This is a genomic window from Endozoicomonas sp. PH6C, assembly GCF_059322965.1.
Genome location: NZ_CP185342.1, coordinates 1,795,001 through 1,809,218 on the forward strand (window position 1 = coordinate 1,795,001; position 14,218 = coordinate 1,809,218).

Sequence of the window (14,218 nt, forward strand, 5' to 3'; positions counted from 1 at the left end):
AACCCACCAAGGTGGGGAAGTGGTTGATGCCAGGCTTCCAGGAAAACCTTCTAAGCATCAGGTCAAAAGGGACCGTACCCGAAACCGACACAGGTGGTCAGGTAGAGAATACCAAGGCGCTTGAGAGAACCTGGGTGAAGGAACTAGGCAAAATGGCACCGTAACTTCGGGAGAAGGTGCGCCCCTTTTGGTGACCGGACTTGCTCCGTAAGCTGAAGGGGGTCGAAGATACCAGGTGGCTGCGACTGTTTATTAAAAACACAGCACTGTGCTAACACGTAAGTGGACGTATACGGTGTGACGCCTGCCCGGTGCCGGAAGGTTAATTGATGCTGTTATCGCAAGAGAAGCGGTTGATCGAAGCCCCGGTAAACGGCGGCCGTAACTATAACGGTCCTAAGGTAGCGAAATTCCTTGTCGGGTAAGTTCCGACCTGCACGAATGGCGTAACGATGGCCACGCTGTCTCCACCCAGGACTCAGTGAAATTGAAATCGCTGTTAAGATGCAGTGTATCCGCGGCTAGACGGAAAGACCCCGTGAACCTTTACTACAGCTTCACAGTGGATCTTGATGTTGCTTGTGTAGGATAGGTGGGAGGCTTTGAAGTGTGGACGCCAGTCTGCATGGAGCCAACCTTGAAATACCACCCTGGCAATATTGAGGTTCTAACCCAGGTCCTTTAGCAGGATCGGGGACATTGTGTGGTGGGTAGTTTGACTGGGGCGGTCTCCTCCCAAAGAGTAACGGAGGAGCACGAAGGTTGGCTAAGCACGGTCGGACATCGTGCGGTTAGTGTAATGGTACAAGCCAGCTTGACTGCGAGAGGTACATCTCGAGCAGGTACGAAAGTAGGTCATAGTGATCCGGTGGTTCTGAATGGAAGGGCCATCGCTCAACGGATAAAAGGTACTCCGGGGATAACAGGCTGATACCGCCCAAGAGTTCACATCGACGGCGGTGTTTGGCACCTCGATGTCGGCTCATCACATCCTGGGGCTGAAGCCGGTCCCAAGGGTATGGCTGTTCGCCATTTAAAGTGGTACGCGAGCTGGGTTTAGAACGTCGTGAGACAGTTCGGTCCCTATCTGCCGTGGACGTTGGAAGTTTGAGGAGAGCTGCTCCTAGTACGAGAGGACCGGAGTGGACGAACCACTGGTGTTCGGGTTGTGTCGCCAGACGCATTGCCCGGTAGCTAAGTTCGGACGGGATAACCGCTGAAAGCATCTAAGCGGGAAGCCCCCTTCAAGATGAGACTTCCCTGGCCGCAAGGCCCATAAGAGACGTTGAAGACTACGACGTTGATAGGCGGGGTGTGTAAGCGTTGTGAGGCGTTGAGCTAACCCGTACTAATGACTCGAGAGGCTTGACCATATAACGCCAAAGCGATTTGCGCAGTGAAGCTGCCAGCAAAAGCTGGAAGCCTGAAGCTGGAAGCTGGAAGCTGGAAGCCGTACACAGTGAACGAGAGTGTTGAGCAAGAATAGACGACACAGCTTAAAAGAGATTTGGATTCCAGAGCCTTAGTTTTCGAGAAACAGCTTCAAGCCTCCAGCTTAAAGCTTCCAGCTCGAGAGCCAACGGCTCGACCAGTTTTGCCTGGTGACCATAGAGTGTTGGAACCACCCGATCCCATCCCGAACTCGGAAGTGAAACGACACATCGCCGATGGTAGTGTGGGGCTTCCCCATGTGAGAGTAGGTCATCGCCAGGCATTGAATAAAGCAGAACCCCGGTTGAGAGATTGACCGGGGTTTTTGTTATTACTACTCATCGCACCCGGTCTCCCTGACCTTTCCCCGTCGCAGTCATCAAAATATATTTAAAATAGTCCCGAAGAGTTAAGGATCGGATCATCTGGCTGTCTGTCCTGGCAAGCAGTTCAGGGGTGGACATATCAATCTGTCTGACTTGCGCAAGTCCGGTAAGGCCAGGCAACACATTATACACCCCGAGTTGTTCACGGGCTTCAATCAACTCTTGCTGATTAAAAAGATTAGGCCGTGGACCTACCAGACTCATATCGCCAACCAGAACATTCCATAGCTGTGGCAGTTCATCCAGCTTGGTTTTACGCAGGAATCGACCCAGTGGCGTAATGGATGAGGAAGGGACAAGATGACTGGCAACAGAGAAAGTATCCACTTGCATGGTACGGAACTTCACAAGCACAAACGGCTTTTTATAACGGCCAACCCGTTCCTGGCTGAACAGGGGAGAGCCGGTATCAAGAAGACCCATAATATAAATTACCAGAAGTAAAGGCGAGCTGAGAATAAGGCCGAGTAGAGCCAGCAGGCAATCGAGGAAACGATACACTTCATTTTTTACCTGGAGAATAGGCCAAAACGGTAGCCCGAATACCCTGTTCGACAGTGAGTCACGGTAAAATCATGAAAGTACGTGCCTGGCCAGAACTTCAGCCAGATAGCATGTGTTCATAACAGCTTTCCTTTGCTCTTTCCCTTCAGGCCTGCTTTGAACGTTTTCGAACTGGTTAGCAGAGTGACTGCAATTTGTCTAAAGTCTGCCAAAATTTTTGCCCCGGCATTACTTCGAATTCGACACTCATCTTCTCTCATCGCACCATCAAGCTTCCTTTTTCACTTTTCTTAAAACATACCCTTGTTTTCCAGGTGTCAATAGTTTCCCCTCACTACAGAACTAAGCTATCGTTGATGAACCATTGATACAGGGAGCATGGATATGTTTCAGACATACAAAGCCACTGTAGACAGTAAGGGCAACCTCAAACTGCCAGATAATCTGGTATTGCCTTCAGGGTCTAACGTATTGATAACCATACTTGAGGAGTCACCCGGCCAGCGGGTTAATGATGAAGTGCTGTTAAGTGAACCGTCACTCGCAGCAGACTGGAATAAGCCAGATGAGGATGAAGCATGGGAATGCCTTCAGCAGGAACAATAGTCACTATCAATTTCCCGTTCTCCGACTTGTCGTCAACTAAACGCCGCCCGGCTCTTACACTTGCCAGCGTCGGAAAAGGTGATGTTATTCTCTGTCAGATCACCAGTAAACCTTACTCTGATCCGACAGCAATTGTTATCACTCCGAACGATTTCAACCAGGGAATCCTGGACCGTTAGAGCTTTGCGCGCCCGGGAAAGTTATTCACGGCACACCAAAGCATTATCTGCCAAGAAATCGCGACCATAAAAGCAGAGAAATTCAATGAAATTATTCATCGTTTACATCAAATTATTTCACGAAAAGTGCAATAACCCTTGAACTGAAAGTATCTGCCCACGGAAAAATCATGAAAGCGCATGCCCAGCAAGGACTTCAGCCAGATAGCGTATACTCAATAGCTACTTTCTTTTGTTTTCTCTTCAGACCTGCTTTGAAGGTTTTCGTGTTGTTCAGCAGATTGACTGCATTATGTCTAAAGCCTGCTAAAATTTCTTCTCCGACATTTCTTCGGATGCGACACTCGTCTTCTCTCATCGCAACATCGAGTTACCAGTGAAGCCTATTCTCAGTCTTCTGCGCCGACAATGACAGGACAGACGGTGAGAAAAAGGACGTCTGTTAGCTTATGGTCAACTTTCCAAGCTTGGTGAGGGCCACTGATAATAGAGAGTTGTGAAATCAAGTCGTGAGCATTCATGCTGAGGCTTTATCCTGATGTGTAGATATAAGGCCGTAGTCGTATTAAAAAGAAAGCAAATGTAAGCTACAGATCAATGATTTCAGCAGTTTTCATGATTTTTCCACGGCATTGAACCCAATGGCTTCGGCTGCTTGCATGACTTTTTCCTAAGATAAGCTTATTAATTATTACCGGGAGTTATCAGTTTCAGGCTGGGAAAATAGCTTGAGAACTTACCATTATCCCGCGTTATTAGTTGAAAATTTGAGATCAACGCATGGGCTCCAATAAAGAAATCAGGCAATGGTGATGTTTTTTTGCCTTTGTTCTTTCTATATTGAAGATAAACTTTACCCGCCAAGAACAATGCTTCTCGAGGGATTTCCAAAACTTTGATACCCATTTCAGTCAATGTTTCATCGACTTCTTCTATTGTTTTAAAACCAATGGATATCTCTGTGTATACTACTGAGTTTATGAACAAGCTATTACTTTGACTGTATTGCTCGAGAATTTTCTCTGACCAATCAGCCCAATTTTTATCGTTAGTCAACAAGTCGAGAAGAACACAGGAATCGATCAGAATGCCATTCACGGCTCGCCTCTCGTAAGTCCCATAATTTCTTCAGTGCTCATTTGGGCTGATGCGATTCCCCTGAACCGGGCAAATTTTTTCTTTGTTTTTGGTTGATCTCTTTTTTCCAGATAGAATCTGCCATTTTCCTCAATAAATTCTACTTCACTACCCGGCAAAATCCCGAGTGCCTCCCTTACTTCCCGAGGGATGGTAACTTGTCCTTTTATAGACGCTCTCATGGTTTACTATCTCCACCTTAAGGTAATACTAATATAGTATTACCTTAAGGTGCGTACAATAGAAAAACCAGGTTAAGTCCAACAACCTGAGATCAGGGAATTCTCACAAAGTAATTTTCACATTTCTGATTATCAAAACCACGGCAAAATCATGAAAGTGCCTGCCCAGCAAGGACTTCAGCCAGGTAGCGTGTACTCATAGCGGCTTTCTTTCGTTTTCTCTTCAGACCCGCTTTGAAGGTTTTCGTGTTGTTCAGCAGATTGACTGCAATATGTCTAAAGCCTTCTAGAATTTTTGCTCCGTCATTTCTTCGGATGTGGCTTTCGTCTTCTCTCATCGTAACATCGAGTTACCAGTTAAGCTTATTCTCGATGTGTCACTCTGCCATTGGTCCAGCTTCTCCAAAGAGAAGTGATGATCGTAAGCCTTTTCAAGTTTACCCTCATTGCCTTTGACCGCCAGCATCCAGTCAATTAAACACTTCTGGGCTGATCGTACTCACTCACCCCAGTCTTCTGCGCCGACAATGACAGGCACAGATGGTCAGAAAAAGGATGTCTGTTAGTCTGTTAGTCTGTTAGTTTGTGGCCGACTTTCCATGCTTGGCGAGGGTCACTGATAATAGAGAGTTGTGAAATCAAATCGTGAGCATTCATGCTGTGGTCTTATCCTGATGAGCAGTTATAAGACCATGGACGTATTAAAAAGAAAAAAATATAAGCTACAGGGCAATAATTTCAGGGGGTTTCATAATTTTTCCCTGCTACTCGAACAGCAGATCAATCAGTCCGATAATCAATTTGTTTCTGAACAACAGCAGTATCTTGAAAAGCCGTTGAAGGCAATGACCAACTATTCGTAGTGTGTCCACATCCTGATAATTTTAACGGTCTTCTCTTTTTTAAGTACCTGATAAACCAGCCGGTGCTGGATATTAATTCTCCGTGATAATGCTCCACTCAGATCACCAATCAGCTTTTCATAGGGTGGTGGCGTTTGATATGGATTGATCGCCAGTATTTGCAGCAAGTCTTCTACTTTGTTTTTGAGGTCTGCTGCTGAGATTTTCTTTGCATCTTTTTGGGCCTGCCGGGTGTAAATTAACTTCCAACTCACCAGCCGGGTTCCTCACTGCAATCTGAAATATCACTGGCTAATCCTTCACGGATGGATTCTCGCATACCCGGTACATTGAGCAGGTGAAGTGTTTCCTGAATAGCACTCCAGTCTTCTTCAGATACCATTACGGCATTATTCCGTTTGCCGGTAATGAGAACTGGTTTATGGTTTTGGGCGGTTTCATCAATCAGCCTGTACAGATTTGCACGGGCTTCGCTGGCACTGTATCTGCTCATGGGTTTTCTCCTGATTCTTTCACTATCAACGTACGTAATATAGTACGTTTTCTTTGACTCTGCCTAGTCGAGAAGAGTGCGCGCCACAGAAAAATCATGAAAGTGCATGCCCAGCAAGGACTTCAGCCAGATAGCGTATACTCAATAGCTACTTTCTTTTGTTTTCTCTTCAGACCTGCTTTGAAGGTTTTCGTGTTGTTCAGCAGATTGACTGCAATATGTCTAAAGCCTGCTAAAATTTCTGCACCGTCATTACTTCAGATACGACACTCGTCTTCTCTCATCACAACATCGAGTTTCTAGTGAAGCCTATTCTCGATGTGTCACTCTGCCATTGGTTTAGCTTCTCCAAAGAGAAGTGATGATCGAAGGCATTTTCAAGCTTGAGTGCCTTTGACCGCCAGCATCCAGTCAATAAAACACTTCTGGAACCGCTTTGTGCTGATGGTCCCAGTCTTCTGCGCCGACAATGTCAGCACAGATGGTCAGAAAAAGAGTGTCTGTGAGCTTGTGGCTTAGCGTGGGTCACTGATAATAGGGAGTTGTGAAATCAAATTGTGAGCATTCATGCTGGGGTCTTATCCTGATGTGTAGTTATAAGAGCATGGGCGCATTGAAAAGAAAAAAATATAATCTAGAGATAAATAATTTCAGGGGTTTTCATGACTTTTCCCTGCAAAGCGCACTCTATCTCCCTGTCCTCTTCCCGTTGCAGTCATCAAAATATATTTAAAATAATCCCAGAGGGTTAGAGGGTGTCGCAAAACTCGAACAGCTCGTTCCCATGCTCTGAGGTCGTCATTCCCGCGAAGGAGGGCGTCGCAAAACTCTAACAACTCGTTCCCACGCTCTGAGGGTGTCGCAAAACTCCAACAGCTCGTTCCTATGCTCTGAGGTCGTCATTCCCGCGAAGGAGGGCGTCGCAAAACTCTAACAACTCGTTCCCACGCTCTGAGGGTGTCGCAAAACTCCAACAGCTCGTTCCTATGCTCTGAGTTCGTCATTCCCGCGAAGGCGGGAATCCAGCGCCAACGGCGGATCTCTGCCTTCTCGGGGATGACAAGACCAGGGGAGCACCGGGCAGTATGGTTCTGGTGGTGAGTCAGTGTGGATTCCCGCCTTCGCGGGAATGACGAGAATGAAATCGGGAATGACGGGGATGAAGGCGGAACCAGGGTTTTGCGACAGCCTCGTTAAGGTTTGGATCATTTGGCTGTCTGTTCTGGCAAGAAGTTCAGGGGTAGACGTATCAATCTGGCTGACTTGTGCAAGCCCGGTAACGCCTGGCCGCACATCATAAATCCCTAGTTGTTCAAGAGCTTCAATCAGTTCTTCCTGATTAAAAAGATTTGGTCTTGGTCCTACCAGACTCATATCGCCGAGCAGAACATTCCAGAGCTGTGGTAGTTCATCCAGCTTGGTTTTACGCAGGAAACAACCCAGTGGCGTAATGGATGAAGAACAGACAAGATGGCTGGCAACAGAGAAAGTATCCAATTGCATGGTACGAAACTTCACAAGAACAAATGGCTTTTTATAACGTCCAACCCGTTCTTGACTGAACAGGGGGGAGCCGGTATCGAAAAGACCCATAATATAAATCACCAGTAGCAAAGGCGAGCCAACAACCAGGCCGATTGAAGCCAGCAGGCAATCGAAAAAACGGTACACTTTATTCTTTATCTTTACCTTGGGAGTAGGCCGCAACGGTGGCCTGAATACCCTGTTCGACAGAATAAGGGGGTTCCCAGTCTAAAAGATGGATTGCTTTTGCGGGATCAACCTGTAAATCACCAATCAGCTTGCTTGTCAGCTCTCGTTTACCAACAAGAATTGCAACAGCACGAAGCAAACAGGAAGGAACCGGTAATAAATGAACAGGTCGTCCGAGTGAAGTTCGTAATAGCCTCACGAGCATAGCTAACGAGAGATCGTTATTATCTGAAATCAGAAATGTCTGGTTTGCTGCTGCCGGATGGTCAATGCACCTGACGATAAAATCAGCCAGATTGCCAACGTACAGCATACTCCGGCTGTTGTTTATAGCGCCAAAAGGTAAAGGCAAAGGGCTATCAGCAACCTTCATCAGGCTGAAAAAATTGGCTTTGACACCAGGGCCGTAAACCAGAGGTGGGCGGATAATGACCAGATCCATACCGGTCTCATTGATAATACGCTTTAAGCCAATTTCAGCCTCACATTTTGAAATAGCATAAGGGTCTTGTGGAGTGAGCTTTGACGTCTCGTTAAAAGCAGGTAAACCGGATGTGGTTTCACCGTTGACTTTTATGGTGCTAATAAAAATAAAACGTTGAACGCCTGCTTTAGCTGCTTGTCGAGCGAGGTTCAATGTACCGTCAGTATTTATCTTCTTGTATTCATTGCGCGAATCGCTGGAGGAAACAACCGTAATATGCGCACGAGCGGCAAGATGGATGACAATCTTGATATTGCGTAATGGCAAGCGCCAGTCAGTTTTACCATCAATATTTCCAACAGTGACTATATTTTTCTCAGTGGATAAATCAGAAAATGCTGTTCGATCTCTGATACAACAACGGTAGGGTAGAGTCATGGTTTTGAGTTTGTTGACCAGTGATTTCCCTATAAAACCAGTGGCACCAGTGATTAAAATAGTCACGATTTAAATTTTTAAATAAAGGTTAGGTTAAACCTCTACTTTTAACTGTTGTCAAAAATCGTGGGTACCATATCATTATGGTGTTATATGGGTGACACTCCCCGCCTTGTCAGGCGAGGCTTCTGACTTCACAGGCTACAGCCAGCCTATAGCGACTGGACTTACACAGAAGCCTCCATCAGCAGTAACCGGGTGCCCCTCGGTTATTTATTGGTCTTTTGTTTGATTTGCCGCAGCCTTAACGGGTCACTCAGGTATGGGCTCGTCTGGTTCTTCAAGGGCGGTTGGGCAGTTTTCTCTGCCTTAATTTTTTGTTAACAGTGCTTGGTTTTCGTCACCGTGAGTCTCTGCATAGAGACAGACCGATGGAAAATATAACCAACTACGTACAAATACTCAACCGGAACGCTCTGCGTTCCCGTCTTATATCCCCGCCCGCATTGAGGCTGTCGCAAAACTCTAACAACTCGTTCCCACGCTCTGCGTGGGAATGCATACCTCCCCTGAAAAGTGGACTCTGCAGCGCGAGATGGGTATGGGTTCCCACGCTGGAGCATGGGAACCAGAGTTTTGCGACACCCTCGCATTGGGCGAGGGTTTACGACGATTTTGCTAAATCCAGTTCTAATTTTTTTATTCATATTTCCAGCTCACTGATTTGTTTTGTCTGCTATGTTGTCCTTCTCATTCACTTTTCAGGAGCACCGCATGAGTTTAAACGCTAAACAAACGCCCGAAACAGAGCTTTACCATATCCGAGTCACCCTGACGGGGATTGTCAGCTACGCCAGTAAAACCCGTGCTGAAATGCACCAAGGGTTCGCTCAGATAGACGAATGTTTCGAGCAGGTAGACAAACGTTTTGAAGAGGTAGACAAACGTTTTGATCAGCAAGGCAAAGAGATTGCTGCACTGAAAGCCGACAATGTGGAAATCAAAGAATCCTTAAAGCTCATCCTGTCCAGACTGCCCAGCTAAACGTTGCATAGCAAATCAGAGGTCTGCCCTGTCGGTCGGCCTTTGAACAAAGGGCTACTATGATTAGAAAAAAAACAGGTAAAGCAAAAAAACAAACGTTTGACGAACAAGTTTGCAGTCGTAGCTATTTGTAGGCCTATCTTGCTATTGAGCCAATACACTTTTGTACAGTTCGGCATAACCCCTCACCATTTTATCAACGGTAAAAAACTGTTCATAACGGGCTCTGGCATTAGTGCCGAGGTGGGTAGCTAATTGAGGGTTATTCCAGAGAGTGAGCATTGCCGCTTTTAAGGCGGTGGAATTGGAGGGTGGTACGACAAGACCTGTCTCATTGTCAATATTGATATATGTAGTGCCTGTGCCGATTTCGCTTGAGATCAGTGGCTTGCCATACATTGCGCCTTCAACCAGAGTGATGCCAAAAGCCTCTGACCTAAGATGGGATGGAAACACAACACCTAAACATAATTCTAACAGCGCACATTTATCTTCATCAGACAATGCTCCTAAAAAATAAATGTTTCGCAGATCTAGCCTGTGTGCTTGCCTCTTGAGTTCCTTCTCAAGCTTACCGATGCCAACAAGCACAACCGGTAAATCAACACCTTTCATGGATTCCAAAAGAATATGGAGGCCTTTGTAATAGCGAAAGGAGCCAATAAAAAGGAAAAAAGGCGAGGGGATAGTTTGTTGCCACTTGAGTTTTAGAAGGGTTGGAGCAGGTGCGGCAGCATGATCATTTATGCCAAGTGGAATAACGTCAACTTTCTTTTTTATATTTTTTAGCACACAGCTGGTTTTTAAATAATTTGAAGAGGTAGCGACAACCCGATCTACACTCTTCAGAAATAAATACATCAATGGTTTATAGAGATAATATAGATATTTTTGTTTAACAATGTCTGAATGGTAAGTGACTACGGTAGGTTTTTTTATCCTGTTGAAAAAGTGAACAATATCCATGAATGGCCAGGGAAAATGATAGTGTATTATATCTGCGTTATCAGCCAATTCTCTGAAGTCGTTGAACACAGAATATGAAAAACCCATCGACGCCAGATAAAAATCAAGCTTAGAGCGATGTGCCAGATGGTTATCAATTCTTTCATTTCGTGCACCCCCATTTGAACTTAATGACAATACCTCTGATTGAATACCCTGCTTATCACCGTTACTTGCCAGCTGAAAAATAAGATTTTCAATGCCGCCATAACTATCAGGATAATAGGTTTTAAAAAAATGAAGTACTTTCATAAACTCTATCATCAAAAAATGCTATTCAAGTTTTAAACAGTTCCGGGAGCTGATTCCTCAGTTCAACTTGTGCCAACTTGTAAGTCTCTGGTGTGCCAATGTCGATAAAATAGTGTTGTGAATGGAACAGTCGAAAATTATCTTCTCTGGTTAAAGATTCAAAGTAATCATACTCAATAGAAAATGCTTTACCCGAAGGGAAACGGTCCAGTGCTTTTTTTGGTAGTATATAAACACCAGCGCTGATAGTACCGGGGCCAGTACCAGATTTCTCAGCAATTTTTGTTATCAGAGTGCCTTCAGACTCTATACGGGCATAACGGTGTGTATCATCAATATCATAACCAAAAATAACCGGTGATTTGTATTTATCAAAGAATAGAGAAGCGGCATTAATATCTATATCCAGATAAGTGTCACCGTTCATCACCAATGCAAAATCTGTCGACATTTTTTCGGTAGCCAGCTTAACTGCGCCGCCAGTACCCAATAGTTGATTTTCCACAACGTAAGAGAGTGTTAGCGAGAATTGTCTGTTTTGAAAGTGCTGAATGATCGACTCAGCTTTATAACCTAAGGACAGGATAATGTGCTGTATTCCTTCAGTCTCTAGCTTATGGATCAAAATCTCAAGAAAGGGCTTGCCGGAAATCAACGCCATTGGCTTTGGTATATCCCCAATCTCCGATCGTAAGCGCGTACCCAAGCCACCAGCCAGTATAATTGCTTCAGAAATCATATTGATTACCCGTTATCGAAAAGCGTAGATTCTACAGCGCCACATAAAATATGTCCTAATAGCAAATGTCCTTCCTGAATACGAGGTGTTAAATCATGAGGGACTCGCAAAGTAATATCACATCGTTCAACCATTGCCATACTTTCTGGCTTGGCACCCGTAAGGCCAATGCAGCTAATATCACGAGTACGGGCAACATCAAGTGCTTGTAGGATATTGGGTGATGTTCCAGAGGTTGAATAGGCAATGAGCACATCACCTGAGTTACCAACGGCTTCAATTTGACGTGAGAAAATAACATCAAACCCATAATCATTACCAATAGCGGTTAACGCAGACGTATCCGTGGTTAGCGCGATTGAAGGTAGGCCCGGGCGGTTAAACATAAAGCGTGATACAAATTCAGCAGACATATGTTGTGCATCAGCAGCGCTGCCACCATTGCCTGCAAACATTACTTTTCGATTATTCTCAAAGCAATGAATGACTTTAGCAACTGCCATATTAAGTGAATTGATAAGCGTTTCATCATCCTGCATTTGAGCAATCAGAGAGTAATGTTGAGCCAGGCTATGTGTAATGTAATTGATACTCATTGATTAATCGTCCAGCATTGTGAGCCTTCATAACAAAACTGGCAGTTACTGTACAGCAACCATTTTCCTCTAATTGTTGCATAGTCATCCATGTCCACTTTGAACCACTGCATACCGTTCTCTGATCCTTTTTTTGAATGATTCTGGTATCTGATCTTTAGTAAACAACTCCACCCATAAGGTCAGATTACTTTACTTAGAGGCTTCTCGAAGCTTGGAAATAGCCAATGACCGTTCTGCACTGACAAAAGCAACCAGGTCAAGATCAGTTGCAGGTTTAGCATGGCCATTCACTCTTGGCCCGCATGCCCAGACCTTGGTAATGGGTGAATGTTACCTCAATAGCTTTTGGATTTGCTTTGGCATATTAGCATTCAGGTCGTTTCCAACGCTGTTTTCATAACCAGGTTTCACCGCTCAAGGATTGATAAAGGTTTATGGAATCTTTGATAATGGCTATGATACATTCAGGTGAAGAGAAATTATGGCTAAAAGTACATTTGCATTGTCCAGTTAATTACTAATTTATGTTCTCCTGTAATACTTTGATCTATTTAGGTTTTACTGTTAGATTTCTATGGCCTATTAACTCTAAAGTATAAACTACCCATTGCATTACAGTTAAGGAATGTGAACATTAATCTAATATCCTTTTCTGTCCATTCTTTGAATGCTTTTGTTTCTCCTTTGTTAAGGTCCCAAGTCCAATCATCAAAAACTAATATTGCACCATCAACTAGTCGGTCTTGCAAATATTCTAAACACTGCACTGATGATCGATATAAATCACAGTCACCTCTGGCAAATGCAACATTTTTAATTGATTGGGCCTATTCAGATTTTAATGAATCTGTAAACCAACCTTTAATCAAATGTATATAGTTTCTATTTTCACAATCCAGGTATTTATAGACTGAATCAAAGTTAGCTTTATACTGTCCCTCATTCCAACAGTCTAAATCATTCTTATCAGTTTTTGGAAGTCCATCAAAACTATCAAAACCCCAGATGTCTCTTCCATTGTTAAAAGATTCCACATGATTGGCTAATACAGATAACCACATACCTTCAAAAACACCGAATTCAACGATGTTCCCTTTGATGCTCTTTTTTTCTAAATCATTGATCAGGTCGCAAGCATAAAGGAACTCTGCTTTTAATGCTGCTTCATTGATTATTTTGAAGTATTCAGTTTCAGGCGGAAATGATGAATATAACCAGAAAAAGGTTTTCTCATGCATTTATCAGCTTTGATGAAATTAGTAGCCCATGCATCGTAATCATCAAGACTATTTTTTTGATCTGTCATTTCATATTTTTCCATGGCTATGTTCCCTTTAATGGTTAGTTGATCCAATGATCAACAATAGCTGCTGTTAATTTTTCTGAAGTCAGCTTCTGGGCTTCTGTCAGCCGCCTTCTCCAGCCCAGGTAATTAGCAATTAACTCTGGGTTGAATATTTTTTTAGATAATGTAGAAGAATTTATTTTAAAAATAGGTGTAGTTTAACCACTTATGTCACTTATTAGACCATTCTTTATATGAAGTATTTTAGTGCAGAGGCTCTCTAAAAAAGAAATATCATGAGAAGCAAATATCAAAATAGAAGTTTTTTCTATTTTATCCTTCAACAGTTTTTCTGCTTTATTCTTAAAATTATTATCACCAACGCTAAAAAACTCATCCATCACTAGAATATCAGGGGTACTAACAGTTGATACTGAAAACATCAATCGCATTAACATTCCTGATGAGTAAGTCCGCACAGGTAATGACAAGAAATCCTGAAGCTCTGAAAATTCTGCAATGCTTTCGGTTAATGTCTGAGCGTCGTCATCTGAGACACCCTGTAGCCTCAATAGTCGTTTGATATTGTTATAACCTGATAATTCAGGCTCCATACCAGCTCCAATTTCTATTAAGGGGGCAACTGAGCCTTGTCGCTCGATGGTCCCAGAAGTAGGCTGATAAATTCCAGTAACACATCGAAGCAACGTCGATTTACCTGCTCCATTATGACCAACGATACCAATGCGATCACCATCTTTAATATCCAGATTGATATTAGACAGCGCTTTAACCACGGTATTTTTGCGCGAGTTGACAGCTATTCGCCCCCCCGTAGCCATACGCAGTAAGTGATGTTTTATTGATGTGCTCTCTATATTGTAAAGGGGGTATTCGAGAGATACATTTTCTAACCTGATACAGGGCATTTTTGCTCC

General features: G+C 43.9%; 14 protein-coding genes, 2 rRNA genes and 3 pseudogenes (1 of these 19 only partly in view). 5 read left to right on the forward strand and 14 right to left on the reverse strand.

Annotation, left to right across the window (positions count from 1 at the left end; translation table 11 throughout):
• Together ACOMG9_RS07195 and rrf are read left to right on the forward strand one after the other, a co-directional pair.
• Positions 1–1,373, forward strand: a 23S ribosomal RNA gene (locus ACOMG9_RS07195); it begins 1,720 nt to the left of the window's first position.
• A 224-nt stretch (positions 1,374–1,597) separates the two neighbouring features.
• Positions 1,598–1,713 (forward strand): 5S ribosomal RNA (rrf, locus tag ACOMG9_RS07200).
• Positions 1,714–1,769: 56 nt separating this feature from the next.
• Here rrf and ACOMG9_RS07205 read toward each other — a convergent pair.
• Positions 1,770–2,318, reverse strand: a complete 549-nt coding sequence (locus ACOMG9_RS07205; protein WP_422133013.1) for a sugar transferase — start codon at positions 2,316–2,318, stop codon at positions 1,770–1,772.
• Between the two features lie 387 nt (positions 2,319–2,705).
• Between ACOMG9_RS07205 and ACOMG9_RS07210 the strand changes: the two genes are divergently transcribed.
• A complete protein-coding gene (locus ACOMG9_RS07210) occupies positions 2,706–2,927 on the forward strand; it encodes a hypothetical protein (RefSeq protein ID WP_317142562.1) in 222 nt (73 codons plus the stop codon).
• A gap of 863 nt (positions 2,928–3,790) precedes the next feature.
• Here ACOMG9_RS07210 and ACOMG9_RS07215 read toward each other — a convergent pair.
• The 3 genes and pseudogenes from ACOMG9_RS07215 to ACOMG9_RS07225 form a co-directional block, all read right to left on the reverse strand.
• On the reverse strand, positions 3,791–4,204 hold the full coding sequence (locus ACOMG9_RS07215) for a type II toxin-antitoxin system VapC family toxin (protein ID WP_494529991.1): 414 nt from the start codon (positions 4,202–4,204) through the stop codon (positions 3,791–3,793).
• A complete protein-coding gene (locus ACOMG9_RS07220; protein ID WP_494529992.1) occupies positions 4,201–4,425 on the reverse strand; it encodes an AbrB/MazE/SpoVT family DNA-binding domain-containing protein in 225 nt (74 codons plus the stop codon). Before ACOMG9_RS07220 ends, ACOMG9_RS07215 begins: the two co-directional genes overlap by 4 nt.
• 149 nt (positions 4,426–4,574) lie before the next feature.
• Positions 4,575–4,802, reverse strand: a pseudogene (locus ACOMG9_RS07225) (transposase); the annotation flags it as partial.
• 297 nt (positions 4,803–5,099) lie between these two features.
• On the opposite strand from ACOMG9_RS07225, the gene ACOMG9_RS07230 reads away from it, so the two are divergent.
• Positions 5,100–5,288: a hypothetical protein gene (locus ACOMG9_RS07230; protein WP_494529993.1), complete on the forward strand. Its 189-nt coding sequence runs from the start codon at positions 5,100–5,102 to the stop codon at positions 5,286–5,288.
• Here ACOMG9_RS07230 and ACOMG9_RS07235 read toward each other — a convergent pair.
• From ACOMG9_RS07235 to ACOMG9_RS07255, 5 genes and pseudogenes are all read right to left on the reverse strand, one after another.
• Positions 5,279–5,542 carry a Txe/YoeB family addiction module toxin gene (locus tag ACOMG9_RS07235; protein WP_422137482.1) on the reverse strand — a complete coding sequence of 88 codons (264 nt, stop codon included), beginning with the start codon at positions 5,540–5,542 and terminating at the stop codon, positions 5,279–5,281. The genes ACOMG9_RS07230 and ACOMG9_RS07235 overlap by 10 nt on opposite strands.
• The gene (locus ACOMG9_RS07240) at positions 5,539–5,781 is read right to left on the reverse strand and encodes a type II toxin-antitoxin system Phd/YefM family antitoxin (protein WP_422137483.1); all 243 of its coding nucleotides are present in this window, start codon (positions 5,779–5,781) and stop codon (positions 5,539–5,541) included. Before ACOMG9_RS07240 ends, ACOMG9_RS07235 begins: the two co-directional genes overlap by 4 nt.
• 122 nt (positions 5,782–5,903) lie before the next feature.
• Positions 5,904–6,080: pseudogene (locus tag ACOMG9_RS07245) on the reverse strand (ISAs1 family transposase); the annotation flags it as partial.
• A 685-nt stretch (positions 6,081–6,765) separates the two neighbouring features.
• Entirely contained in the window at positions 6,766–7,452 is a 687-nt protein-coding gene (locus tag ACOMG9_RS07250) for a sugar transferase (protein ID WP_494529994.1), read from the reverse strand.
• A gap of 1 nt (position 7,453) precedes the next feature.
• Complete coding sequence (locus ACOMG9_RS07255) at positions 7,454–8,422, reverse strand: UDP-glucose 4-epimerase family protein (protein WP_494529995.1); 969 nt, start codon at positions 8,420–8,422, stop codon at positions 7,454–7,456.
• A 708-nt stretch (positions 8,423–9,130) separates the two neighbouring features.
• Here ACOMG9_RS07255 and ACOMG9_RS07260 point away from each other — a divergent pair.
• Positions 9,131–9,400 (forward strand): hypothetical protein, encoded by a 270-nt coding sequence (locus tag ACOMG9_RS07260; protein ID WP_494529996.1) that lies wholly within the window; start codon positions 9,131–9,133, stop codon positions 9,398–9,400.
• Positions 9,401–9,544: 144 nt separating this feature from the next.
• Here ACOMG9_RS07260 and ACOMG9_RS07265 read toward each other — a convergent pair whose 3' ends face one another.
• From ACOMG9_RS07265 to ACOMG9_RS07285, 5 genes and pseudogenes are all read right to left on the reverse strand, one after another.
• A complete protein-coding gene (locus ACOMG9_RS07265; RefSeq protein ID WP_494529997.1) occupies positions 9,545–10,657 on the reverse strand; it encodes a glycosyltransferase family 4 protein in 1,113 nt (370 codons plus the stop codon).
• 25 nt (positions 10,658–10,682) lie between these two features.
• On the reverse strand, positions 10,683–11,396 hold the full coding sequence (locus tag ACOMG9_RS07270) for a sugar phosphate nucleotidyltransferase (RefSeq protein ID WP_448216404.1): 714 nt from the start codon (positions 11,394–11,396) through the stop codon (positions 10,683–10,685).
• A gap of 5 nt (positions 11,397–11,401) precedes the next feature.
• Positions 11,402–11,992, reverse strand: coding sequence for a D-sedoheptulose-7-phosphate isomerase (locus tag ACOMG9_RS07275; protein WP_448216405.1), 591 nt, complete (start codon positions 11,990–11,992; stop codon positions 11,402–11,404).
• Positions 11,993–12,567: 575 nt separating this feature from the next.
• A pseudogene (locus ACOMG9_RS07280) lies at positions 12,568–13,233 on the reverse strand (TylF/MycF/NovP-related O-methyltransferase).
• A gap of 265 nt (positions 13,234–13,498) precedes the next feature.
• Positions 13,499–14,209, reverse strand: a complete 711-nt coding sequence (locus ACOMG9_RS07285) for an ABC transporter ATP-binding protein (RefSeq protein WP_494529998.1) — start codon at positions 14,207–14,209, stop codon at positions 13,499–13,501.
• Between the last annotated feature and the right edge of the window lie 9 nt (positions 14,210–14,218).

What these genes read in the sequence shown, in the direction of transcription:
- ACOMG9_RS07210 (WP_317142562.1), top strand. Translation starts at nt 2,706, where the DNA reads ATGTTTCAGACATACAAAGCCACTGTAGACAGTAAGGGCAACCTCAAA.
- ACOMG9_RS07270 (WP_448216404.1), bottom strand. Translation starts at nt 11,396, where the DNA reads ATGATTTCTGAAGCAATTATACTGGCTGGTGGCTTGGGTACGCGCTTA.
- ACOMG9_RS07230 (WP_494529993.1), top strand. Translation starts at nt 5,100, where the DNA reads ATGAGCAGTTATAAGACCATGGACGTATTAAAAAGAAAAAAATATAAG.
- ACOMG9_RS07240 (WP_422137483.1), bottom strand. Translation starts at nt 5,781, where the DNA reads ATGAGCAGATACAGTGCCAGCGAAGCCCGTGCAAATCTGTACAGGCTG.
- ACOMG9_RS07285 (WP_494529998.1), bottom strand. Translation starts at nt 14,209, where the DNA reads ATGCCCTGTATCAGGTTAGAAAATGTATCTCTCGAATACCCCCTTTAC.
- ACOMG9_RS07260 (WP_494529996.1), top strand. Translation starts at nt 9,131, where the DNA reads ATGAGTTTAAACGCTAAACAAACGCCCGAAACAGAGCTTTACCATATC.
- ACOMG9_RS07275 (WP_448216405.1), bottom strand. Translation starts at nt 11,992, where the DNA reads ATGAGTATCAATTACATTACACATAGCCTGGCTCAACATTACTCTCTG.
- ACOMG9_RS07265 (WP_494529997.1), bottom strand. Translation starts at nt 10,657, where the DNA reads ATGAAAGTACTTCATTTTTTTAAAACCTATTATCCTGATAGTTATGGC.
- ACOMG9_RS07220 (WP_494529992.1), bottom strand. Translation starts at nt 4,425, where the DNA reads ATGAGAGCGTCTATAAAAGGACAAGTTACCATCCCTCGGGAAGTAAGG.